Raw genomic sequence first — 21,021 nt, forward strand, 5'->3', positions numbered from 1 at the left:
ATGACGCAATCAGGCATAAATTCCATGCTTACTTTGGAGTATATGCAGACTGCCAAAGAGAACAAGTATTTTGACAGGAAATCTGCCAGAATCAGACCTTCCGATCTTGCACCGATTATCTCTGCATTTGCCAATGCAGACGGTGGAACGATTGTTCTCGGCATCAGCGATAAAACGCATACCGTGGAAGGTATAAATTTCATCGGCGAAGACCATTTGAACGAATTGATAACGGCGCCGAAAAACTGCTGCAAGCCTATGCCGAAATTTGAATATGAACTGCTTGACGTTGAAAATGCGAAGGGACAGGCAGACCGTCTTTTGTTGCTCCATATCAAAAAGAGCGTAGATTACATCGTTCGCACCAGTAATGACAGCACTTATCTGAGGATAGGCGACAAAACCAAGGAGATGAAGGGCGAGGATTTAATCAACTTGGAATATGCCAAAAGTACCCGGAACTATGAGGATGAAATCAACCGAGATGCTACGCTGGAGGACTTGGATGAGGAACTCTTGAGAGAATACCGGCATCGCCTAGAGGCCGATGATTCCACCAACCATCATGTGCTGAAGGCAAGAGGCTTTATAAAGACGGTGGATGATCGCGAATTTTTAACCCATGCAGCAGTGCTTCTTTTTGCCAAGAACATCGCTCAGTTTTATCCGAATTGCCGTATCCGCTTCCTACGGTACGAAGGAACTACCGCTATGTCCGGCACTAAAATCAACATCAGCCGCGATAAAAGCATCGAGCTTCCCTTGCTTCGTATTGTGGATGCCGCTAAGACATTCCTTGCGACCCAACTCCGAGAATTCACCATGCTCGACGTGAAAAGCGGAAAATTCCGCATTGTGCCGGAGTACCCGGAGTTTGCTTGGCTGGAGGGGATTGTCAACGCTGTCACGCACCGTGAGTATGCCATGAGTGGGAATTTCATCAAGGTTAGTATGTATGATGACCGATTGGAAATCGAAAGCCCGGGCAAGCTCCCCAATATTGTTACTTTGGCAAACATCAGGGAAACGCGCTACTCGCGCAATCCTCGGATTTCCCGTGTCATGACAGAGTTCGGCTGGGTACGGGAAGTGAATGAAGGCGTCAAGCGCATCTACGAGGATATGGCAGAACTTTTTTTGGATGACCCGGTGTACAGTGAGCCTGGCGAGTCTCTCCGTCTGCTTTTGAAGAATAATATCGTCATGCGGAGGATGCGTCAGGAACTGTATGCCTTGAACAATGTAGGCATTTCGAGATGGAATCAACTGGATGCTACGGAACAGGCTATTATGGCCTATATCCTGAATCGGGGGGCTGCCAGCAGGGCGCAGTTATCTGCTTATATAGGGAAATCCGACAATACGATCAGGACTCGCCTAAAAACTCTGATGGCCAAGGGATTCTTAAAGGCCAACGGCAATACCTATGACCCCAATCGCACTTACGAGGCGGGGCCTCTATTGACGGAATAGAAAATTTGCGAGGTTAGAACGGCGTTTTGCGAGGTTCAGGGGCAATTTTGCGAGGTTCAAGCCACAGCAATGCCTTTCCTGCCCGCCAAACCTTGATTTTAAGCCACGTGAGCCGCTTATAAGGCTGGGCGTGTTTTTGCGAGGTTCAAAAGCGATTTTGCGAGGTTCCCTGACAGCACTCCGCATAGACATGGAAAAGAATCACGATAACTACAGATGAGGGAGGAATGACATGGACATAGAACAGATTATCGCCGATCTAAACCGCCGCTTTGCCGAGCCTTTGCCGGAGTTTTATCGGCGGCGCATGATCGTCTGGCATGACGAGGAGAAGGAGTTTGTCGATAAAATCGACGAGATACGACTGAATAATGCCAAAATTGCCATTCTCACAGGAACAAACTATTTTTCTGTGAAAAAACTTCTCGCCGTGGACGATACGGACAGCAACTATCTTCTCTATTCTCCCTTCGCCTACGAAACGCTGGAGGATAATTGGCTTCTGGATATCGAACTGTACAGCGAAGAGTTCCGCGCTGATCTCATTTCCATGTGGCTGAGCGAGATGGGACTGCCGCAGACGCCGAGCCTTAGAAGCGCCATCAAGCCCTACCGCAAGTTTATGAACGCCAAGGAACGCCGCAAGAAAATAATGGCGCAGACGAATCTTCCCACTACTGCCGGAGGATTGCACCTCTCGATCATGGCGGCTTTGGCAGGGATAAAAGACGCAAAGCCCGCCGGAATTATCAAGGCGGTTCTGAAGGCAGGACTAAATCATTCAGCCAATAATCTGTGGCAGGATTTTGAAGGCTACCATATTGCTGATGTGTTTTGGCGTATGGTTGCCCAGGGTACGGGGTACGCGCAGGAAAATCCCACCCTTGGGGCATTGGCTGTCCATATCCTTCTGACAGCTGTCAGCCGCACCCTGCGGCAGGAATTTTTGAAGGGGCTGGATACATATATATCCACGGCTCATGCGGCTTTTTGCTATGACCTTGTTTCCGATTGGCTCTATGCCGAAGACCATCATGCTTTGCACGAAATTGCCGAATTTGCAGAGTCTGAAGCGAATCTTCATGAGCGATTTATGAAACTTGAAATCGCTGATTTGTTGCATACTGCCATATTCCCTTGCGTGAACGAGATTATCCTCGTAAAGCTCATGCGGGATATGGAGAAAAACGTCATCGATCCGAAATTCGTCAAGGAAATCGTGGAAAAGCGACGTACCTTCGCTTGGTATGAGGCAAGCCGCAATTTTTACGAAGGGCTATACCAAGCAGCGAATATGCAAGAGTTTTTCAAGAGCCATGCAGACGGCTTCCATGCGATAGCGCCGAAAAAAATCTGGCAGGGATACACCGAGGAATATTATCGCTTCGATACCTTTTATCGCCGATTCCACCGAAGCTACGACGCCAGTTTGAAAAATTGCCATGCGGATTTATCGGATATGTTTGCCGATATCAAAGATATGGCAGAAGGGCTGTATGTCAACTGGTTTTTGGAGGAACTTGGAACAAGTTGGTTGAACGCTGTAGAGGAGAGTCTTTCTGCACACGGAAAAGCCTCTGATATTCCCATGCAGACAGATTTTTACCGTCACAAGGTTTATCCTGCGGATTCGAGAGTTTATGTCATAATTTCCGATGCGCTCCGCTATGAAGTGGCTGCTGAACTTGCCGACGACCTCCGACGGGAAACACAGAGCAAGGTGGAACTTGGTTCCATGCAGGGAATATTCCCCACGATTACCAAGTTCGGTATGGCGGCGCTCTTGCCTCATAAAAGACTTTCCGTGGAGGAAAAGGCCGGCAGATTGTCCGTTTTGGCGGACGGCGAATCGACAGAAGCGCCCCGGCGGGATAAAATTCTGAAAGCCGCCAATCCCAAAAGCGTCGCACTGAAATATAAGGATATGCTCGGCATGAAGCGACCGGAGCGGAGCGCCTTGGTACGCGGCATGGATGTGGTGTATATTTACCACGATACCATCGACGAGGCAGGACATAGTGAAAGTTCTATTTTCGGGGCGTGCGGCGAGGCCATCGAAGAAATCAAGAATATGGTGCGGATCATTACCGGCGAGTTCAGCGGGACACGCATCTTCATTACCGCTGACCACGGCTTTCTCTATACCTTTAATCCGCTCCGGGAAGATGACAAGGTGGATAAAATTACAAAGAGCAGCCAGGATGTGGAAATCGCCCGCCGCTATGCCATCGTGCGGAAAGGCGCTGCGCCGGAGTATCTTCTGCCTGTAAAATTCTTGGATGGGGATACGGAATATGATGCATTCGCCCCTCGTGGCAACCTTCGCATAAAAATGAAGGGCGGCGGCCTGAATTTCGTACATGGCGGGATAAGCCTTCAAGAGATGGTCGTGCCGCTGATCGACTACCGTTATCTCAGAAACGACTCCAAAGAATACAAAAAAAATAAAGCACGGTACGACACTAAGCCTGTAACGCTAAGCCTCTTATCCTCCAGCAGAAAAATCAGCAATATGATATTTTCTCTGAATTTTTACCAGAAAGAGGCTGCGGCGGGAAATAGAGAGGCGGCTGTTTATACCGTGTACTTTACGGACAGCAACGGGAAAGTTGTCAGCGATACGGTGCACATTATCGCCGATAAGACTTCGGATCATGCCGAAGAACGTACGTTTAGGGTAGGTTTTAATTTGAAGTCGCTCAAATACGACAGCAAAGAAAACTACTATCTGGTCATCGCCGACGAGAGCGGTCTGCCCGTCAGGCAGGAGAAATTCTCCATTGATATCGCCTTTGCGGTGGATGAATTTGATTTTTTTAGCTAGGGAAGTGCTGAGTATAATGGAGTCACCTGAATGTGTGAAGATGGGGAACTGAATTTATCCGTAATTCCCTAAGATGGAGCGAGGATATGGATTTTATGGCAGAAGAAAAGGAAATGGACGATATGCTGCTCCAAGATGAGCCGGAAGTTACCGATACCCAAGAGGGTACAGACAGCACGAGGGAAATCCTCAAGCGGAAACTCCGTGAGCATTTTGACGGCAAAATCGTCCGCAAAGACCTCACCAAAAAATAAAAGAAGGGGCGAATGTCCCCGTCTATGTCCTTGAATTCTTGCTGGGGCAGTATTGCAGCTCGGATGACGAGGAGATTATCGAAGGCGGCATCCAGAAAGTCAAGAGAATACTGGCGGATAATTTCGTCCGTCCCGATGAAGCGCAAAAGATACTCTCCAAGCTTCGCAGCCAAGGCAGCCATACGGTTATTGATTCCCTTACCGTGCGGCTTGACATCAAGAAGAACATCTATGTGGCTAACTTTTCGAATCTGGGACTTACCAATGTGCCAATCGCCGATGAATACCCGGAGAAGTACGATCGCTTGTTTCCGCAAGCTGCAGCTGTCTTTGCCAGTCATTGAAAGCGTTTGACATTTCCCATACCGTATGATATTATCTTACGGTAAATGCATGTGCGTCTTTCGCACGGCATTTTTCAACCGCTCGGCGAGGTTTTGAAACGGCTTTGCCGTACCGTAGTCGGCGAGTAACACGCAGGGAGGTGTTTTCATGTACGCTATTATCAAGACCGGAGGCAAGCAGTACCGCGTTGCCGAGGGCGATGTCATCCGCATCGAGAAGCTCAATGCCGAAGAGGGCGAGGGCGTGACGTTCGATGAGGTTCTGACGGTTGTTGACGGCGATACCGTCAAGGTCGGCCGTCCGCTCGTCGAGGGCGCGAAGGTGACGGGCAAGGTTCAGGCGCAGGGCAAGGATAAGAAGATTCTCGTCTTCAAGTATAAGGCGAAGTCGAACTACCGTCGTCGTCAGGGTCATCGTCAGCCTTTCACGAAGGTCGTTATCGAAAAGATTGAAGCTTGATGATCGAGATCGAGATCGAGCGTCAAGACGGGAAAATATCGGGCTGCCGGGTCAAGGGGCACAACGGCGAATATGGCGCCGACATCGTCTGTGCGGGAGTTTCCTCCATCGTGCAGACAGCTCTTCTCGGCATAGGAAAGCATCTGCATCGCGAGGTAAGCTATCGTGTCGCGAGCGGGGACTTTTTCCTGAAGCTCAAGGAAGCGCCCGACGATTTCACCGAAGCTGTGTTGGAAACAATGCGGCTGGGGTTGGAGGAGATCGAAAAGATCGAGCCCGACGCCGTAAAGATTTCATACAAAGAGAGGTGAGATCCATGTTTAAGTTTGATTTGCAGCTTTTCGCGCATAAGAAGGGCGTGAGCAGCACGCGCAACGGCCGTGACAGCGAGTCCAAGCGCCTCGGCGTAAAGGAGCACGCGGGCACGGTTGTGACGGCGGGGAGCATTCTCGTGCGTCAGCGCGGCACGCATTTCCATCCGGGTCACAACGTGGGCATCGGCAAGGACGATACGCTTTTCGCCAAGGTGGCGGGCAAGGTCGCTTTTGAGCGCAAGGGTCGCTACAACCGCCAGGTCAGCGTTTATCCGACGGCTTAAGGCTTAAGGAGGTGCTGAGTTTATTGGCGCTTCCTTAAATATGTTGCAAGAAAGAGTACCTGCGCCTTTTGCGACGCAGGTATCTTTTTCTATCTGAGGTTCGGAGCGCTTGGCGCTCATGCTCCAGCGCCGCAGGTTTTGCGGCGCTGAGGCATGTGCATCAAGGGCGCAGGGACGACGCCGAGGGCGTTCTTGAAAGGAGGCAGCGATGCAGTTTATCGATCGTGCGAAGATCAGCGTGAAAGCGGGGGATGGCGGCAAGGGAAAGTCGGCGTTCCGCCGCGAGAAGTTCATCCCCAAGGGCGGGCCTTCGGGCGGTGACGGCGGCCGCGGTGCGGACATCGTCTTCGTCGTCGACCGCAATATGAACACCTTGCTCGATTTCCGCTATCATCGGAAGTTCAAGGGCAAGGACGGCGGCAACGGGGACATCAAGAATATGACGGGCGCGAACGCCGAACCGTGCATCATCAAGGTGCCGCCGGGAACGCTCGTCAAGGATGCGGCGACGGGCGCGGTGCTCGCCGATCTCACGGAGGTTGGGCAAGAGGCCGTCATCGCGAAGGCGGGGCGCGGCGGGCGCGGCAATGCACGCTTCTCCAATTCGGCGAACCGTGCGCCGACGTTTGCGGAGCTTGGCGAACCGGGCGAGAGCAAGGAGCTTCTGTTGGAGCTCAAGCTGCTCGCCGATGTCGGACTCGTCGGCTATCCGAGCGTCGGCAAGTCGAGCCTCATCACGGCGGTTTCGGCGGCGCGTCCTGAGGTTGCCGCTTACCACTTCACGACCCTCGTGCCCGTGCTCGGCGTCGTGCAGACGGACTACGAGAAGAATTTCGTCATGGCGGATATCCCGGGACTCATCGAGGGTGCAGCGGACGGTGCGGGACTCGGGCACGACTTCCTGCGCCATGTCGAGCGCACGCGTCTCATCCTGCATCTCGTCGATGCTTCCGGCATCGAGGGACGCGATCCCGTAGAGGACTACTACCGCATCAACGCGGAGCTCAAGAAGTACAGTGAGAAGATCGCTGCACGCACGCAGATCCTCGTCGCTAACAAGATGGACTTGCCCGAAGCGGCTGAGAATCTGCCTCGTCTGGAAGCCCTCGCAAAGAAGGAGGGCATTCGCATCTTCGCCGTTTCAGCGGCCGCGCATCAAGGCTTGAAGGAACTCATCGACTATGTGGGCGAGACGCTCGAAACCTTGAAGGACGAGCCGCAGGAGAAGGCGGAAGAGGTGCGCGTCTACGATGCGTCCTTTGAAACGGCAGAGGAGGACGCCGTGACGATCACGCGCAACGACCGCGCCGATTTCATCGTCTCGAACAAGGCGTTGGAAAAGCTCGTCGCCATGACGAACTTCGGCAACGATGAGGCGGTGCGCCGCTTCCAGTATATCTGGCGCATGAAGAAGATCGACGCGCTCTTGAAGGAGCGCGGCATCAAGGAAGGCATGACGGTTCATATCGGCGATATGGAGTTCGAGTACCGCGAGTAGCGGTGAAAAGGGAAGCGCAAATGTGTGAAGACAGGCGGCTGAACGTATCAGCGGTTCTTCGAGGGAGGCATGATGTATGAATGCACGCGAACGTCTGCGCGAGGCGAAGCGCATCGTCGTCAAGGTCGGCACGAGCACGCTCGTGCGCACTTCGGGAAAGCCTGATTTTCGGCGCATGGATCGCCTCGTGCGCGAGATTGCCGACCTCAAGAACGCGGGGCGCGAGATGGTTCTCGTGAGCTCGGGCGCCATCGCCATCGGCATGGACAGCATCGGCCTGCAGAAGAAGCCGGCGGAGATTCCCGCACGCCAGGCCTTGGCGGCCATCGGGCAGTCGAGCCTCATGACGCTTTATAAAAAGTTTTTTGCCGACTACGGACAGACGGCGGCGCAGGTGCTCCTGACGAAGGAGAATGCCGCGCGTCACCATCAGTATGCCAATTCGCGCAACGCGCTCCTGGAGCTTCTTGCCATGGGCGCCGTGCCCGTCATCAACGAGAACGATGTCGTCGCCGTCGACGAGATCAAGATCGGCGACAATGACACGCTGTCGGCGACGGTCGCGACGCTTATCGACGCCGACGCCTTGCTCATCCTTTCGGATATTGACGGGCTTTATACGGCGAATCCGCAGGAAGACAAGACAGCACGATTGATTCCTGAGGTCGCGGAGATCACCCCAGAGATTGAGCGCATGGCGGGCGGTGCTGGCTCTTCCTTCGGCACGGGCGGCATGGCGACGAAGATCGAGGCGGCGAAGATTGCTGTGAATGCGGGCGCGACGTTTGTCATTGCGCCGAGTGCGAAGGATGACGTGATTTCCGCTGTCCTTGCGGGTGAGTCTGTGGGCACGGTATTCCCTGCGAGGGAGTCGCATCTTCGAGTCAGAAAGAGCTGGCTCGCCTTCGGCAAGCGCATCGCGGGCGACGTCATCGTCGACGAGGGCTGCGAGGAGGCGATGCGCACGCATGGCTCAAGCCTTCTGGCAGCGGGCATCCGCGCCGTCGAGGGCGGCTTCGCGGCGGGTACGACGGTGCGCGTGCTGTCAGCGCGTCAGCAGGAGATTGCGCGCGGCATCGTCAATTACAGTGCGCAGCAGATCGAGAAGATTGCAGGGCGCAAGAGCCGTGATTTCGCAGGACTCATCGAGGGCGAGATCCACGAGGAGGTCATCCACCGCGACAATATGGTTCTGATGGTCTGAAGCCCCGCATAGCGGCGGGGCTTCAGTATGGGGAGGGGTTCATCATGGACATTGAGGCGTTGGTCAAGGAAAAGGCACAGGCGGCGAAGGAGGCGTCGAGACTTCTGGCAGTCATGAAGCCTGAGGACAAGAATAGGGCGCTTCATGCCATGGCGGATATGCTCGAAAAGCGGATGCGTCTCATCTTGGATGCGAACGCCGAAGATCTCGAAGAGGCGCGCATGAAGAAGGCGATCAAGCGCTCCTACCTCGACCGCCTTATGCTTGATGAGAGCCGCATTCACGCGATGGCGCAGGGTTTGCGCGAGACGGCAGCTCTTGCCGATCCCGTCGGGCGCGGCGACTTCTCGACGGTGCGCCCCAATGGGCTCGAAATCCGTCGCGTGCGCGTGCCGCTCGGCGTCGTCGGCATCATCTACGAGGCGCGTCCCAATGTGACGTCGGATGCGGCGGGGCTTTGCCTGAAGTCGGGCAACGCCGTGCTGCTGCGCGGCGGCAAGGAGGCGATCCGCTCGAATACGGCGATCGCGTCGCTTCTCGCGCAGGCGGCGCAGGAGGCGGGAGTGCCTGCGGGCGCGATCGGCTTCATCGACTCGGCTGACCGGCAGGGCGTCGAGGCGATGCTGCACCTCGACGGCCTCTTGGATGTCGTGATTCCGCGCGGCGGGGCGGGTCTCATCCGCGCTGTGGTGCAAAACAGCACGGTGCCTGTCCTGGAGACGGGCAGCGGCGTCTGCCACACTTTCGTCGACGAGAGCGCCGACCTTGCCATGGCGGAGAAAATCGCTCTGAATGCGAAGGTTTCGCGCCCGTCGGTCTGCAATGCGATGGAAACGCTGCTCGTGCACGAAAGTATCGCCGAGGAATTCCTGCCGCGCCTCGTGCGGGCGATGGAAGCGGCGGGCGTCGAGCTGCGCGGCTGCGAAAAGGCGCGTGCCATTTGCACCTCGCTCAAGGAGGCGCAGGAGGAGGATTGGTCGACGGAGTACGGCGATCTCATCCTCTCCGTCAAGGTCGTGCGTGATCTAGAAGAAGCCATCGCACATATCAACCGCTACAATACGGGTCATTCGGAGACGATCGTCACGAACGACGTCAAACATGCGCACCGCTTTCAGGCGGAAGTCGACGCGGCGGCGGTCTACGTCAACGCCTCGACGCGCTTCACGGACGGCGGCGAGTTCGGCTTCGGCGCGGAGATCGGCATCAGCACGCAGAAGCTGCACGCGCGCGGTCCCATGGGACTTCTGGAGCTGACTTCGATGAAGTATCTGATCTACGGCGAAGGTCAGGTGCGCGAATGAAGCGCCTCCTCGGTTATGCGCGTGCCATTAGGCAGTATCTGGCGACGGAAAAGGGCGCGTACGATTTCTACGATGCCGTGCGTGCCGTCTTCGTCATCTTTCTGAGCATGGCGGCGGCGCTGGCCTTGACGTTCTTTCTTTTCGGCTGATTCACGAAGGGTGCTTTCGCTGAATCTGCCGCATTCGTTTGTCGCATGGGAAGCGGGGTGAGGTCGTGGCACAGGAGAAGAAGCGCGTCGGCATCATGGGCGGCACGTTCGATCCCATCCATCTCGGGCATCTTGTCATCGCGGAGGCGGCGCGGGAGGAATTGGCGCTCTCCGAGGTGATCTTCATTCCCGCGGCGCAGCCGCCGCACAAGCCCGGACGGAAGGTGGCAGCGGCTGCGCACCGCCTGCGTCTCGTGCAGCTTGCCGTGGAAGGCAATCCTTTCTTCCGTGCGCTCGACGTGGAGATGCGGCGCGAGGGTCCGTCGTATTCCTACGATACGCTGCGTGATCTCGTCGAAACGCATGGCGAGAGCGTGGACTTCTATTTCATTGTCGGCGGCGATGAGATCAGCGCCATCCTCACATGGCATCGCGTCGCCGAGCTTTTTTCCCTTTGCCGCTTCGTGGCGGCGAGGCGCAAGGGGGCGTCGCTCTCCCTGGACGAGGTGCGCACGCATCTCGGCGAGGAAGCGCTCTCGCGCATACGACTCGTGCAGACGCCGGAGCTGGAAATCTCCTCTACGGACATCCGGCGTCGCCTGCAGGGGGGGCGCTCGATTCGCTATCTCGTGCCCGAAAAGGTCGAAGCCTACATCTATAAAGAAGGTCTGTATTCATGAATTACGAGGCGATGAAAGAAGAACTCGCTCAGCGGCTGCAAAAGAAGCGCTACGAGCACTCCCTCGGCGTCGCGGACACTGCCGCCATGCTCGCCGGGCGCTTCGGCGTGGACGTGGAAAAGGCGCGTATTGCGGGGCTTCTGCACGACTGCGCACGCGAATATCGGACGGCGGATCTTCCCGCTGAGGCGGCGCGGCGCTCGATTGCCTACGGCGAGGTCGAGCGTGCGATGCCGCTCCTTCTTCATGCCTACGTGGGCGCAAGGCGTGCGGAGGAACTGTACGGCGTGACGGACGCGGAGATTCAGCAAGCGATCTGGCGCCATACAGTCGGCGGCGAGCGCATGACGAAGCTCGATAAGATCATCTACTTCGCTGACATGATCGAGCCGCAGCGCGACTATCCTGAGGTCGAGGAGCTGCGTGCGCTGTCGCGCACGGCGAGTCTCAATGCGATGGTGCTCGAAGGGCTTTCCCAGTCCATCGCATTCGTCCTGCAGTCCGGAAGGCTCATCCATCCGGCGACGGTGGCGGCACGCAACGAAATTCTCCTTCGCGCCCGTGCGAAAGAGGGTCATGCGCCATGACGCAGAGAAAGAGGAGCCGCACGCAGGAAAACATCCGCTTGAAGCGCAAGGAGCAGGCGCGTCGCCGCCGCATCGCGCGTGCACGCTTCCTCGTGCTGATGTTCTTCCTTGCCATATTCATCGCCGTGCTCGCCGTCGCAGGCTACTTTCTCTACGGCATCGGGCACAGTATTTATCAGGAAATCGACGCCGTCTATCAGGGCTACGAAGAGCGGCGACAGGAGCGCGACCGTCACGTCGATGCGAAGTTTGACGGCTACACGAACGTCCTCGTGCTCGGCATTGACGACGGTGCGGACGAGAACGGCACGGAAGGGCAGCACGCCGACACGATCCTGCTCCTCAGCATGGAAAATGCGACGGGTCGTCTGCGTGCCATCACGGTGCCGCCCAATATGATCGTGCAGCTGCCGCAGAAGGGCGGCGAGATACGTGCAACCGATCTCTACGCGCACGGCGGCGCTCCGACTATGGTGCAGGCGCTGTCGGATCTTCTCGGCGTCTCCATCCATCAGTATGTGACGCTCGACACGCATGCTCTCGCTGATCTCGTCGATGTCTTGGGCGGCGTCGACCTCTATGTCGAGGACGAGATGAACTACGACGACCCCGAGGCGGGGCTTTCCATCCATATCCCCAAGGGATTCCAGCACTTGGACGGCGACACGTCGCAGAAGTATCTGCGCTACCGCAGTTCGGAGCTTGGCGAGGTCGGCAGGCTGCACCGTCAGCAGCGTTTCGCCAAGGCGCTCTACGAGAAGTTCCTGCAAGTCGACACGATCCCGAAGCTGCCTGATGTGGCGGACATCTTCAAGTATCGCATGACGACGAGTGCGGAGATTTTCGATTCGGCGCGTCTCGCGAAGGTCTTGAAGAACCTCGGCGATGAGCCGCCGACGACGCTGCTTCTTCCCACCGTGCAGCGTGAAGGCTATTGGCTGCCGGATCGCGCGGCGATCGGGCAAAAGATCGAAGAATTATTCCCAGAATTGGTAAAGCATGAGGGAGAAAATGACGATAATAAGTGAAGAGCAGTAGGAGGCATGGATTTTGAGCAACACACCGGAAGAAATGAGTCGGGCGATCGCCAGAGCTGCGAGCGACAAGAAGGCGCAGGACATCGTCATCATGCGCATGGCGGAGCTCACGACAGCGGCGGATTATTTCATCGTCTGCTCGGCGAATACGGCGACGCAGGTGCGCGCCATCGCCGACAATATCGAAGACGAGATGCTGGAGAAGCATGAGAAGCCGTATCTGCACAAGGAAGGCTACCGCGAGGGCGAGTGGGTTCTCCTCGACTACGGCGACTGTGTCGCGCATGTTTTCATGACGGAGAGCCGCGCGTTCTACGCTTTGGAAAGGCTATGGAGTGATGCGCCGGCAGAGCATTATGAGGACTAGATGATGGCGGAAGAAAAGCGCAGGAAGTACGGACCGAGTACGGTCGCGAGCCTTCGCGTTGCGCGTATAAGCGAGCTTGGCGCGTTCCTCGATGCCGAGACGGGCAATACATCGGACGATATCCTGCTGCACAAGACGCAGCAGACGCGCGAAATCTCCGTCGGAGAAGAGGTCGAAGTGTTCCTCTACCTCGATCCCAAGCATCGCCTGACGGCGAGCATGAGGACGCCGCGCATGAAGGAAGGGCAGATCGCACGGCTCACGGTCATCAACGTGAGCCGCGACGGCGCTTTTCTCGATGTCGGCGCTGAGCGCGGCATCTTTCTGCCCTACGCGGGAATGCGCGGCAGGCCGCAGATCGGCGAGGTCGTCTGGGCGAAGCTCTACACGGACAAATCGGGAAGGCTCGCCGTGACGATGGAGGTCGAGGACGAACTGCGGCGCGCCTCGAAGCCCGCGACAGATGTGAGCGTCGGCGCTCATCTATCCGGCTCGATTTACAACATAACGGAGAGCGGCGCGTTTATTTTCACCGACGAGCGCTACATCGTGTTCGTTCCCCACAAGGACATGCGCGAGCGGCCGCGCGTGGGCGAGGAAGTCACCGTGCGCATCACCTATGTGCGCACGGACGGCAGGCTCAACGGCTCCCTGCGTGAGCCGAAGGAGAAGGCGCTCGTCACGGACGCCGAGCGCATCCTCGCCTACCTTGAGGAGCACAAGGGCAGGATGCCCTACAGCGACAAGACGACGCCTGAGATCATCAAGGCGAAGTTCCAGATCAGCAAGGCGGCGTTCAAGCGTGCTCTCGGGCATCTGCTCAAGGTGGGAAGCGTCGAGGAGAAGGATGGCTGGACGCTTCTTAAAGACGGGGCTTCGCTTGAGGAGGGCGAGGGGAAGCGCGAAAATAATCCGTGATTCCCCGCAAATAAAAGAAGGATTTCAGGTCTTTTTAACGAATTGTGTCTTTGAAAGTATGAAATAGGGGGCGGATTTTTCATGGCAGAAGAAAAAAAGGGCATTTTGCTGGAAACCGGCACGAATGAGTTTGAAATCATCGAGTTCAACATCGGCGCTGTCGATTACGGCATCAATGTCGCGAAGGTGCGCGAAGTCATCAAGGCATCGGATTTTCCTGTGACGACGATGCCGCAGGCGCATCCGTACATCAACGGACTGTTTACCCTGCGCGGCAGGGCAGTGCCGCTCGTCGATCTGCCGCGCTGCCTCGGCGTCATGAGCGGACAGGCGGCGGGACGCTCGCAGAACATCATCGTGACGGAGATCAACGGCTACGACATGGGATTCCTTGTCGACAATGTTTCGCGCATCCATCGCATCTCGTGGAAGAACATGGAGCCGGCGCCGGAAGTCGGCGATCAGTCGCGCGTCGTCGGTCTCGTGAAGATGGAAGGCAAGATCGTCCTTCTGCTCGACTTTGAGACGATCATGGCGGAGATCAATCCCGAGATCAATCAGAAGCTCACGACGGTTGACGATACGACGGAGGACATCAAGCAGAAGCGCGCCACGCAGCACATCATTGTGGCGGAGGACTCGGTGCTCCTGCGCGACCTTCTCGTCAATACGCTGCACGGTGCCGGATATACGTTCGTGCGCGATTTCGGCAATGGCGAGGAGGCGTGGAACTTCCTCAGGGGCATTGCGGAGAAGACGGAGCCTGATCAGATTTTCGAGAAGGTGCGCATCATCATCTCGGATGTCGAGATGCCGAAGATGGACGGACACCGCCTGCTGAAGCTCGTGCGCGGCGACGATCGTCTGCGTCCGATTCCGCTCATCCTATTCTCGTCGCTGATTTCCGAGGAAATGCGTCGCAAGGGCGACGACCTCGGAGCAAGTGCCCAGATTTCGAAGCCCGAGATCAACCAGCTCATCCATACGATCGACAAGCTGATTTTCGGCATCGACACGACGGGCATGGACGACGATTTTTAAAAAAGGATTCTTCTTGCCGCAGCGCCTTCATGGCACTGCGGCTTTTTCGTGGCAGGCGTAAATTCGCAAAGTAACTTCCGCTGATGTAAGTCTATGGGATTTAGTCTAAGAAAGCCGATAGGAGTAAGTGCGAGAAGCATCAGAATTTGTATGCAATGGATGACCTGAGCACAATATCGTCTTAAAAGCGACCGAACCATAAGGGATAAGCTAGAAAGAAGGACATGCTTCGCACTCCGAAAAGCGAGGCTTTTCAGAGTAAGTTCCACCCTGGCGGGATTTACTATGAGAAAGATGTGCAGCGCAAGATCAGCCCTTTAGAAGTCTAGGAGACTGCACGACATCTTCCGGCGCAACATACGAGATGCCCAAAAGAGCAGCCAGTTCCTCGGAAAAAGCGAACGTAAACATCTCATAGGGAGACTTGCCGCTGTAAATGTTGCGACGGACGCCATTGATGTGCGAAAAAATCAAATTGACGGTATCCTGTGTGAAATGGTCGAAAGAAGACCCCTTCGGCACAATATCGCGAAAAAGCGTGTGATTCTTCTCAATTTGCGCCTTCTGGTAAGACTGCATGGGATCGCAGAAAAAAAGGCAGGCCTCCTTTTCCCCCTCAAGATTGTTCTCAAAGGCGAAAACATCGGAGAACTCTCCACCGTTGTCCGTAAGCATCACGGGCATAAGGGCAGGAAAAGCAAAACCGCCTGCAGTCAAAGTTCGTTTGACCTCTTGGAACTTCAAGGCAGCCTGCACAGCCGTCTTGTTTTCGAGCAGAAGCCCGAACATGAAATTGAACGCAGTGAAGTGGACGGTGAGGATGACTTTGCCGCCTGAAACTCCGATAACGGTATCAAGCTGCGTATGTGCGCTAAGCCCTTCCCGTTCCATATGAGCGAGGAAATCCGCATAGGTGCGTTCCTTCTTTATGGCAGAAGGAACGACATCCGCCCGCTTCTTTTTGCGAGGCTTGAACTTTACGGCGCGTGGAAGGTGAATCTTGGAAGCCGAATAATATCCCTTGGAAAAATGCCGATAAACTGTGCTGAGAGACACATTGAGCTCTGGGTGAGAAGCGACGATATGATAAATGTGCTGCCCCTTCTCAATGCAAGAGGAAATGATGCGATCCTGCTTGTAAAAAGACGCACGGTTCAACGGAATGCCTTCGCGTGCATCGTGCAGGAGCGCTTCGTATTCGGCATGTGCCTGCGGAGCGACATAGAGAAGGCGGAGGAAGCGGCAGTTAGCAGAACGGCGCTTGGGGCAGGCGTTGCAGACGAAGGGTGCCTTTTCGAGCAAGGGGCAGAGTTCGTCTGTTTGCACGAACGCATTGCGGTGCTCTTTGCGATGTCGCTTCACTTCGTAAGATATGGTGGTAGGATCTTTCTGAACGAGCAGGGCGATCGCCTTGAAGGACAATCCCCTGTCGAGCCCGTTCATGATTTCCTGGCGGTCTTGTGCAGTAAGGTGCTTGTTCTTCTTGTTGTTGTCTGCTTGCTTCATGATGACAGCCTCCTTTGTGTAGAGAGATTTCTCACACTAAATTCAGCCATAAATTCTTCTCAGAGTAAATCCCGTTAGTGACCTATTATGTGGGATTTACTTTGGAAATTTACCTTTTCGTGGCAGGGAAAAGAAATTTTCGCAAATCCCTTGCAAAGCCATGACGTATCGTGTATAATCCTATTGTTGTCGATTTGCTGATGTAGCTCAGTCGGCAGAGCGTATCCTTGGTAAGGATAAGGTCACCGGTTCAATCCCGGTCATCAGCTCCATCATAATAGGGCGGCATAGCTCAGTTGGCTAGAGCATGCGGTTCATACCCGCAGTGTCCGGAGTTCGAATCTCTGTGCCGCCACCATTTTTTAACCCCTGCGAGGGGTTTTTGTTATGTTGGCCAGTTGCGAGATGAAGGCTAGTTGTATAATGAAAGCGGAGACTAGAAACGGATTTGTCTGCTTCCATTGGACTTGACTTCTTAAATTTTCGTGGTAAAATACTTCTGTATGAGTCGTAGCAAGCGCATCCATTAGCCCCGGAGCGCCGGCAGGCCATCATTCATGAAAATAATGCATTGCAATAGGTTGAGGGAGGATTCGCATGAAGACGACATTTATGGCGAATGCAGCGAATATCGAGCGCAAGTGGTATGTTGTCGATGCTGCCGGCCAGACAGTAGGACGTTTGGCGGCGGAAGTCGCCAAGGTGCTTCGCGGCAAGAACAAGCCGACCTTCACGCCGCATGTTGACACGGGTGATTTCGTCATTGTGATCAACGCGGAGAAGGCGGTCTTTACAGGCAAGAAACTCACGGATAAGATGTACTTCCGTCATTCCGGATATCCGGGTGGCACGACGTTCACAGCGGCAGGGAAGCTCATGGAGAACGCTCCGGAGAAGGTCATTGAGAAAGCGGTGCGCGGCATGTTGCCGAAGAATCGCCTCGGTGCACAGATGTACCGCAAGCTCAATGTCTATGCTGGTTCTGAACATCCCCATGCAGCGCAGAAGCCTGAAGTGCTCGCGTTCGACATCCGTTGATTTCTGGAAGGAGGAGCTTTAATCCATGGCATTAGTCAGCTATTACGGCACAGGTCGCAGAAAGACCTCGGTCGCTCGCGTTCGCTTGGTTCCCGGTGACGGCAAAGTCACAATCAACGGTCGCGACATGGAAGAGTATTTCGGTCTCAAGACGCTTGAACTCATCGTTCGTCAGCCGCTGAATCTCACTGATACGGTGGACAAGTACGATGTCATTGCCAACGTCAAGGGCGGCGGTGCGTCGGGCCAGGCAGGTGCAATTCGCCACGGCATCACGCGTGCTCTGATGGAACTCGATGGAGAACTCCGTCCTGCATTGAAGAAGGCAGGTTTTGTCACGCGTGACCCGCGTGAGAAGGAGCGCCGCAAGTACGGTCTCAAAAAAGCCCGCAAGGCTTCGCAGTTCTCGAAGCGTTAAGCAGCAAGAACCGAATAGAAAGTTACAAAAGCCCGTCAGTCCAGTGCTGGCGGGCTTTTTTGCTTATCTCGGCGTGCTGAAGCTGCCGTAAGATTGACAAAATATGTTAATTTTCGGGCTGAAAGTTACATACAAGTTACAAAGGTTTTCATGGTACGAGGCGGATGCTTTTGAAATCCAAGTATAATGTGTGTGCAGCAGGAAAGAATGAAACGGAAGGCGAATAGGCAAAGAAGGGATAGGGCGATGATGGCGGAGGTGCAGGTATGGGCGTAAAGGACATGGGCCAGAGGCTCTGCCGGTCGGTGCAGGGCGGCTATCAGCGTTTTCGCACAGCGATGATTCTTGATGTTGTACTGTTTGTTTGCGTGGGTGTGCTTACATACTGCCATGTGTATGAGATACAAGATTGGTATACGGAGGAGATTGGCTGCGCGGCGGCAGCGGCGGCGATCGGCTGCATCTTCGCGGCTGCCCTGCGACTTTTCTTGGAGCGGCGCGGACAGGAGCGGCATGGCTTCGAGGTGCTGCTGCCGGTTGTCGTATTTGTGTTTTTCTTCATTCTTGTGCAGGGACATGCTTGGACGGATCCCTATATTCTGCTCAAGACGGCAGGGCCAGCGCTTGTTTTTGCTTCTGTCGGTCTTTACTGCCTTGAGTCGCAGAACGAAGGCGAGGAGCCGGCACTTGCTGTGTTTTTTGCAATCTCTAAGGCATGGCTTGTCGGCACTCTTTTGATCGTGTCTCTCAGTACATGCTTGACGGCGTTCGATTCACTGCTTTTTTCTTTGGAAGGCAGATTGCATACGACGCTGTATTTTCTCATTGCAGAGTTCTCTTTTCTTTTTATCGGGATGCAGGTCTTTCTCGCGAGCTTGCCTGAGCAGGGGAAAAACATGGGGACGCCCGCGCTCTTTCGCGCTCTCCTCATGCGCGTGCTTTGGCCCGTCTATTTGATTCTGCTCGCGATTCTCTATCTCTATGTGGCAAAGATCATCTATGGTTGGGCGATACCCGTCGGTATGATGAATTGGTTTGCCTCGCTGGCTCTTCTAGCCTTTAGCGTGTTTTTCTTCTGCTTTGCGAATGATGCACGCTATTTGCTGCTACGGCATTTCCTGCGCTGGGGTCTTTTGCTCTTTCTGCCGATTCTTGCGGTGCAGGCTATCGCTGTTTGGCAGCGAGTCGAGCCGTACGGCCTGACGGTGCTGCGCTATACGTCGATCCTCTGCACGATTTTTGGTATCTTTTTGCTCGTGCTTGCTTTCCTGCGCCGCTCGCCACGTCCGGCGTTTCTTGTCTTGGCACTCATGATTGCCGCATTCACGCTGACGCCGCTCAATATCGTCGATGTGCCGCTTCGCACGCAGGAAGCGCGCCTTTGGGGCGTGCTTGAGGAAAACGACATGCTGCAGGATGGCGAAGTCGTGGAAAATCCCGCACTTGCTGAAGGGGCGCGTGACAGGCTCTTGAGCGCTTCGGAGTATCTGACCGATCAGAAGAAGACGTCGTTTCTCGAAACGCCGGGCATGCGTGAGACGCTTGCGAAACTGCGTGGGATGCAGAAGAGGGAAAAAACTACCGAATGGTTCGAGTTTCAAGCGGAAAATCCTGTCTGCATTCCTGTAGATGGTTGGAAGAAAGCTTATCGGATTGACAATCCTGCTGTGGAGGATGGCGTGATTTTCGTGGACAAGGGGGACGGAACAAAGGAACGATTCGATGTTTCTGTGTATCTCGAGGAGCTTTTGGCATACGCGCACAAGGAGGATGCGAGAGGAACGGGAAAATTCACGCAGGAGCTTAGAATAGATATAGATGAAAACACTTGTCTTTGGCTGTATGATGTCGGCTTGTCCGTCCGCAGCCATAAGGGCAGAGAGGATATAACGGCGCAAATCAAGGGTGTGCTTTTGAAGCGCTAGGCTGCGACAAGGGAAAGAAGGAAGTTTTTTGCTGGGGATTCATCGAAGAGAAATCAATATGCTTGAAGGTTCGCTTTGGGATAAGATCATCGTCTTTGCCCTGCCCATCGCTTTGACGGGCATTTTGGAGCAGATGTTCAATGCGGCGGACGTCGCGGTGCTCGGGCGCTTCGTCGGGACGGAGGCGATGGCGGCAGTCGGCAACAACGTGCCCATTGTCGGACTCATTGTGACGTTCTTTCTCGGACTTTCTCTCGGCGCCAATGTCGTCATCGCACAGTACATCGGCGCACGTCGCCTCAAGGAGGCGAGCCGTGCCGTCCATACGGCTCTTGCACTTTCGATCCTTGCAGGCATAGGTGTGGCCTTGCTGGGCGAGCTTTTCGCTGCGCCATTGCTTTCCCTGCTTGACGTGCCCGATGCCGTCATGCCGCTGGCGGAGCTTTACCTGCGCGTATTTCTTGTAGGAATGCCCTTTATGAGCGTCTATAATTTTGCTTCGGCGATCCTCCGAAGTCATGGCGATACGGGCACGCCGCTCATCGCGCTCCTGGCGGCGAGCGCTCTCAACGTCGTCCTTGACTTGGGCTTCGTGCTTGTCCTGGGACTGGGCACTGACGGCGTGGCGTGGGGCACGGTGCTCTCGTATCTCGTGGCGGCATCCCTGCTCATCCGTGCCTTGCGCCGTGAAGAGGGTGTCCTGCGGCTCGACTTTCGTCTCCTGCGCGTGCGCCGTCACCATGCGAAGCGCATCTTCGTCATCGGCATGCCCGCCGCCGTGCAGGGCATGGTTTTCTGCTTTGCGAACCTCGTCATTCAGGCGGCTTTGAACAGTCTCGGCGCGGAGGTCATGGCGGCGTCTGCGGCGGCATTCACGATCGAGATCAACATGTACTGTGTGATCGCGGCCTTTCAGCAGGCGTGTACGACCTTCGTCAGCCAGAACTACGGTGCGGGAAATCTGCCGCGCTGCCGCGAGGTCACACGCTGGAGTCTTCGCCTGAATATCGTCGCCATGCTCGTTCTCGGCGCACTCATACTTCTCTTCATGCGCCCGCTGCTGCGCATCTTTAACGGCGATCCTGCCGTTGTCGAGATCGGCGTCATACGCATCGTCTACGTCGTCGTACCCGAGATTCTTGCCGTATTCATCGACATTTTCTCCGGCTCGATGCGTGGCTATGGCTACTCTCTGATGCCGGCTATCGTCACGCTCGTTTGTATCTGCGGCGTGCGCCTCTCGTGGGTCTGGCTCGTCTTCCCGCATCGTCCGACGTTCGAGACGCTCATGATCATCTATCCGATCAGTTGGGCGGTGACATCGCTGTGCCTCTATTTTTTGTATCGTTTCTACCTCAAGCATTTGAAGGTGATGTGCATCCGACCAGAGTGAGCG

At 55.3% G+C, this 21,021-nt stretch carries 22 protein-coding genes and 2 tRNA genes; 23 read left to right on the top strand and 1 reads right to left on the bottom strand.

From position 1 onward, the window contains the following. From SELSP_RS03630 to SELSP_RS03700, 17 genes are all read left to right on the top strand, one after another. A complete protein-coding gene (locus SELSP_RS03630) occupies positions 1-1,473 on the top strand; it encodes an ATP-binding protein (protein WP_013740679.1) in 1,473 nt (490 codons plus the stop codon). Positions 1,474-1,705: 232 nt separating this feature from the next. Continuing rightward, the gene (gene pglZ, locus SELSP_RS03635) at positions 1,706-4,297 is read left to right on the top strand and encodes a BREX-1 system phosphatase PglZ type A (protein WP_006193093.1); all 2,592 of its coding nucleotides are present in this window, start codon (positions 1,706-1,708) and stop codon (positions 4,295-4,297) included. A 95-nt stretch (positions 4,298-4,392) separates the two neighbouring features. Further along, positions 4,393-4,551 (top strand): hypothetical protein, encoded by a 159-nt coding sequence (locus SELSP_RS12420; RefSeq protein ID WP_232362363.1) that lies wholly within the window; start codon positions 4,393-4,395, stop codon positions 4,549-4,551. A 38-nt stretch (positions 4,552-4,589) separates the two neighbouring features. Then, complete coding sequence (locus SELSP_RS12425) at positions 4,590-4,895, top strand: ATP-dependent protease La (RefSeq protein WP_006193091.1); 306 nt, start codon at positions 4,590-4,592, stop codon at positions 4,893-4,895. A gap of 148 nt (positions 4,896-5,043) precedes the next feature. After that, positions 5,044-5,355 (top strand): 50S ribosomal protein L21, encoded by a 312-nt coding sequence (rplU, locus tag SELSP_RS03645; protein ID WP_006193090.1) that lies wholly within the window; start codon positions 5,044-5,046, stop codon positions 5,353-5,355. Beyond that, positions 5,355-5,666, top strand: a complete 312-nt coding sequence (locus SELSP_RS03650; protein ID WP_006193089.1) for a ribosomal-processing cysteine protease Prp — start codon at positions 5,355-5,357, stop codon at positions 5,664-5,666. Before rplU ends, SELSP_RS03650 begins: the two co-directional genes overlap by 1 nt. Before the next feature lie 5 nt (positions 5,667-5,671). Next, positions 5,672-5,953, top strand: coding sequence for a 50S ribosomal protein L27 (rpmA, locus tag SELSP_RS03655; RefSeq protein WP_006193088.1), 282 nt, complete (start codon positions 5,672-5,674; stop codon positions 5,951-5,953). 208 nt (positions 5,954-6,161) lie between these two features. After that, on the top strand, positions 6,162-7,451 hold the full coding sequence (gene obgE / locus SELSP_RS03660) for a GTPase ObgE (protein WP_006193087.1): 1,290 nt from the start codon (positions 6,162-6,164) through the stop codon (positions 7,449-7,451). A 76-nt stretch (positions 7,452-7,527) separates the two neighbouring features. After that, positions 7,528-8,655, top strand: coding sequence for a glutamate 5-kinase (proB, locus tag SELSP_RS03665; RefSeq protein WP_006193086.1), 1,128 nt, complete (start codon positions 7,528-7,530; stop codon positions 8,653-8,655). Between the two features lie 44 nt (positions 8,656-8,699). Next, positions 8,700-9,959, top strand: a complete 1,260-nt coding sequence (locus SELSP_RS03670) for a glutamate-5-semialdehyde dehydrogenase (protein WP_006193085.1) — start codon at positions 8,700-8,702, stop codon at positions 9,957-9,959. Further along, positions 9,956-10,108 (top strand): hypothetical protein, encoded by a 153-nt coding sequence (locus SELSP_RS12255; protein ID WP_006193084.1) that lies wholly within the window; start codon positions 9,956-9,958, stop codon positions 10,106-10,108. Before SELSP_RS03670 ends, SELSP_RS12255 begins: the two co-directional genes overlap by 4 nt. 65 nt (positions 10,109-10,173) lie before the next feature. Beyond that, positions 10,174-10,788 (top strand): nicotinate-nucleotide adenylyltransferase, encoded by a 615-nt coding sequence (gene nadD, locus SELSP_RS03675; RefSeq protein ID WP_037367703.1) that lies wholly within the window; start codon positions 10,174-10,176, stop codon positions 10,786-10,788. Further along, a complete protein-coding gene (gene yqeK, locus SELSP_RS03680) occupies positions 10,785-11,375 on the top strand; it encodes a bis(5'-nucleosyl)-tetraphosphatase (symmetrical) YqeK (protein WP_006193082.1) in 591 nt (196 codons plus the stop codon). The genes nadD and yqeK overlap by 4 nt, the downstream gene beginning before the upstream one ends. Further along, entirely contained in the window at positions 11,372-12,403 is a 1,032-nt protein-coding gene (locus SELSP_RS03685) for an LCP family protein (protein WP_006193081.1), read from the top strand. Before yqeK ends, SELSP_RS03685 begins: the two co-directional genes overlap by 4 nt. 43 nt (positions 12,404-12,446) lie before the next feature. Further along, complete coding sequence (gene rsfS / locus SELSP_RS03690; protein WP_006193080.1) at positions 12,447-12,779, top strand: ribosome silencing factor; 333 nt, start codon at positions 12,447-12,449, stop codon at positions 12,777-12,779. Beyond that, the gene (locus SELSP_RS03695; protein ID WP_006193078.1) at positions 12,780-13,697 is read left to right on the top strand and encodes a CvfB family protein; all 918 of its coding nucleotides are present in this window, start codon (positions 12,780-12,782) and stop codon (positions 13,695-13,697) included. It begins immediately after the preceding gene. Positions 13,698-13,778: 81 nt separating this feature from the next. After that, positions 13,779-14,738 (top strand): chemotaxis protein, encoded by a 960-nt coding sequence (locus tag SELSP_RS03700; protein WP_006193076.1) that lies wholly within the window; start codon positions 13,779-13,781, stop codon positions 14,736-14,738. A 309-nt stretch (positions 14,739-15,047) separates the two neighbouring features. On the opposite strand, the gene SELSP_RS03705 is transcribed toward SELSP_RS03700, so the two are convergent. Next, the gene (locus SELSP_RS03705) at positions 15,048-16,244 is read right to left on the bottom strand and encodes a helix-turn-helix domain-containing protein (RefSeq protein ID WP_006193208.1); all 1,197 of its coding nucleotides are present in this window, start codon (positions 16,242-16,244) and stop codon (positions 15,048-15,050) included. A 196-nt stretch (positions 16,245-16,440) separates the two neighbouring features. Between SELSP_RS03705 and SELSP_RS03710 the strand changes: the two genes are divergently transcribed. The 6 genes from SELSP_RS03710 (at position 16,441) to SELSP_RS03735 (ending at position 21,018) form a co-directional block, all read left to right on the top strand. Continuing rightward, positions 16,441-16,516 (top strand) — tRNA-Thr (locus SELSP_RS03710). A gap of 9 nt (positions 16,517-16,525) precedes the next feature. Continuing rightward, positions 16,526-16,602 (top strand) — tRNA-Met (locus SELSP_RS03715). Between the two features lie 239 nt (positions 16,603-16,841). Further along, positions 16,842-17,282 (top strand): 50S ribosomal protein L13, encoded by a 441-nt coding sequence (gene rplM / locus SELSP_RS03720; RefSeq protein WP_006192989.1) that lies wholly within the window; start codon positions 16,842-16,844, stop codon positions 17,280-17,282. Between the two features lie 25 nt (positions 17,283-17,307). Then, a complete protein-coding gene (rpsI, locus tag SELSP_RS03725; protein ID WP_006192988.1) occupies positions 17,308-17,700 on the top strand; it encodes a 30S ribosomal protein S9 in 393 nt (130 codons plus the stop codon). A 266-nt stretch (positions 17,701-17,966) separates the two neighbouring features. Beyond that, the gene (locus tag SELSP_RS03730; protein WP_006192987.1) at positions 17,967-19,625 is read left to right on the top strand and encodes a DUF4153 domain-containing protein; all 1,659 of its coding nucleotides are present in this window, start codon (positions 17,967-17,969) and stop codon (positions 19,623-19,625) included. A 58-nt stretch (positions 19,626-19,683) separates the two neighbouring features. Then, positions 19,684-21,018 (top strand): MATE family efflux transporter, encoded by a 1,335-nt coding sequence (locus SELSP_RS03735; protein ID WP_006192986.1) that lies wholly within the window; start codon positions 19,684-19,686, stop codon positions 21,016-21,018. The last annotated feature ends 3 nt before the right edge of the window (positions 21,019-21,021 follow it).

The organism is Selenomonas sputigena ATCC 35185 (genome assembly GCF_000208405.1).
Taxonomy (GTDB): domain Bacteria; phylum Bacillota; class Negativicutes; order Selenomonadales; family Selenomonadaceae; genus Selenomonas; species Selenomonas sputigena.

Excerpts from the sequence above, each read along its gene's own strand:
- SELSP_RS03630 (WP_013740679.1), top strand. The coding sequence starts at position 1 with ATGACGCAATCAGGCATAAATTCCATGCTTACTTTGGAGTATATGCAG.
- pglZ (WP_006193093.1), top strand. The coding sequence starts at position 1,706 with ATGGACATAGAACAGATTATCGCCGATCTAAACCGCCGCTTTGCCGAG.
- SELSP_RS12420 (WP_232362363.1), top strand. The coding sequence starts at position 4,393 with ATGGCAGAAGAAAAGGAAATGGACGATATGCTGCTCCAAGATGAGCCG.
- rplU (WP_006193090.1), top strand. The coding sequence starts at position 5,044 with ATGTACGCTATTATCAAGACCGGAGGCAAGCAGTACCGCGTTGCCGAG.
- SELSP_RS03650 (WP_006193089.1), top strand. The coding sequence starts at position 5,355 with ATGATCGAGATCGAGATCGAGCGTCAAGACGGGAAAATATCGGGCTGC.
- rpmA (WP_006193088.1), top strand. The coding sequence starts at position 5,672 with ATGTTTAAGTTTGATTTGCAGCTTTTCGCGCATAAGAAGGGCGTGAGC.
- obgE (WP_006193087.1), top strand. The coding sequence starts at position 6,162 with ATGCAGTTTATCGATCGTGCGAAGATCAGCGTGAAAGCGGGGGATGGC.
- proB (WP_006193086.1), top strand. The coding sequence starts at position 7,528 with ATGAATGCACGCGAACGTCTGCGCGAGGCGAAGCGCATCGTCGTCAAG.
- SELSP_RS03670 (WP_006193085.1), top strand. The coding sequence starts at position 8,700 with ATGGACATTGAGGCGTTGGTCAAGGAAAAGGCACAGGCGGCGAAGGAG.
- SELSP_RS12255 (WP_006193084.1), top strand. The coding sequence starts at position 9,956 with ATGAAGCGCCTCCTCGGTTATGCGCGTGCCATTAGGCAGTATCTGGCG.
- yqeK (WP_006193082.1), top strand. The coding sequence starts at position 10,785 with ATGAATTACGAGGCGATGAAAGAAGAACTCGCTCAGCGGCTGCAAAAG.
- SELSP_RS03685 (WP_006193081.1), top strand. The coding sequence starts at position 11,372 with ATGACGCAGAGAAAGAGGAGCCGCACGCAGGAAAACATCCGCTTGAAG.
- rsfS (WP_006193080.1), top strand. The coding sequence starts at position 12,447 with ATGAGTCGGGCGATCGCCAGAGCTGCGAGCGACAAGAAGGCGCAGGAC.
- SELSP_RS03695 (WP_006193078.1), top strand. The coding sequence starts at position 12,780 with ATGATGGCGGAAGAAAAGCGCAGGAAGTACGGACCGAGTACGGTCGCG.
- SELSP_RS03700 (WP_006193076.1), top strand. The coding sequence starts at position 13,779 with ATGGCAGAAGAAAAAAAGGGCATTTTGCTGGAAACCGGCACGAATGAG.
- SELSP_RS03705 (WP_006193208.1), bottom strand. The coding sequence starts at position 16,244 with ATGAAGCAAGCAGACAACAACAAGAAGAACAAGCACCTTACTGCACAA.
- rplM (WP_006192989.1), top strand. The coding sequence starts at position 16,842 with ATGAAGACGACATTTATGGCGAATGCAGCGAATATCGAGCGCAAGTGG.
- rpsI (WP_006192988.1), top strand. The coding sequence starts at position 17,308 with ATGGCATTAGTCAGCTATTACGGCACAGGTCGCAGAAAGACCTCGGTC.
- SELSP_RS03730 (WP_006192987.1), top strand. The coding sequence starts at position 17,967 with ATGGGCGTAAAGGACATGGGCCAGAGGCTCTGCCGGTCGGTGCAGGGC.
- SELSP_RS03735 (WP_006192986.1), top strand. The coding sequence starts at position 19,684 with ATGCTTGAAGGTTCGCTTTGGGATAAGATCATCGTCTTTGCCCTGCCC.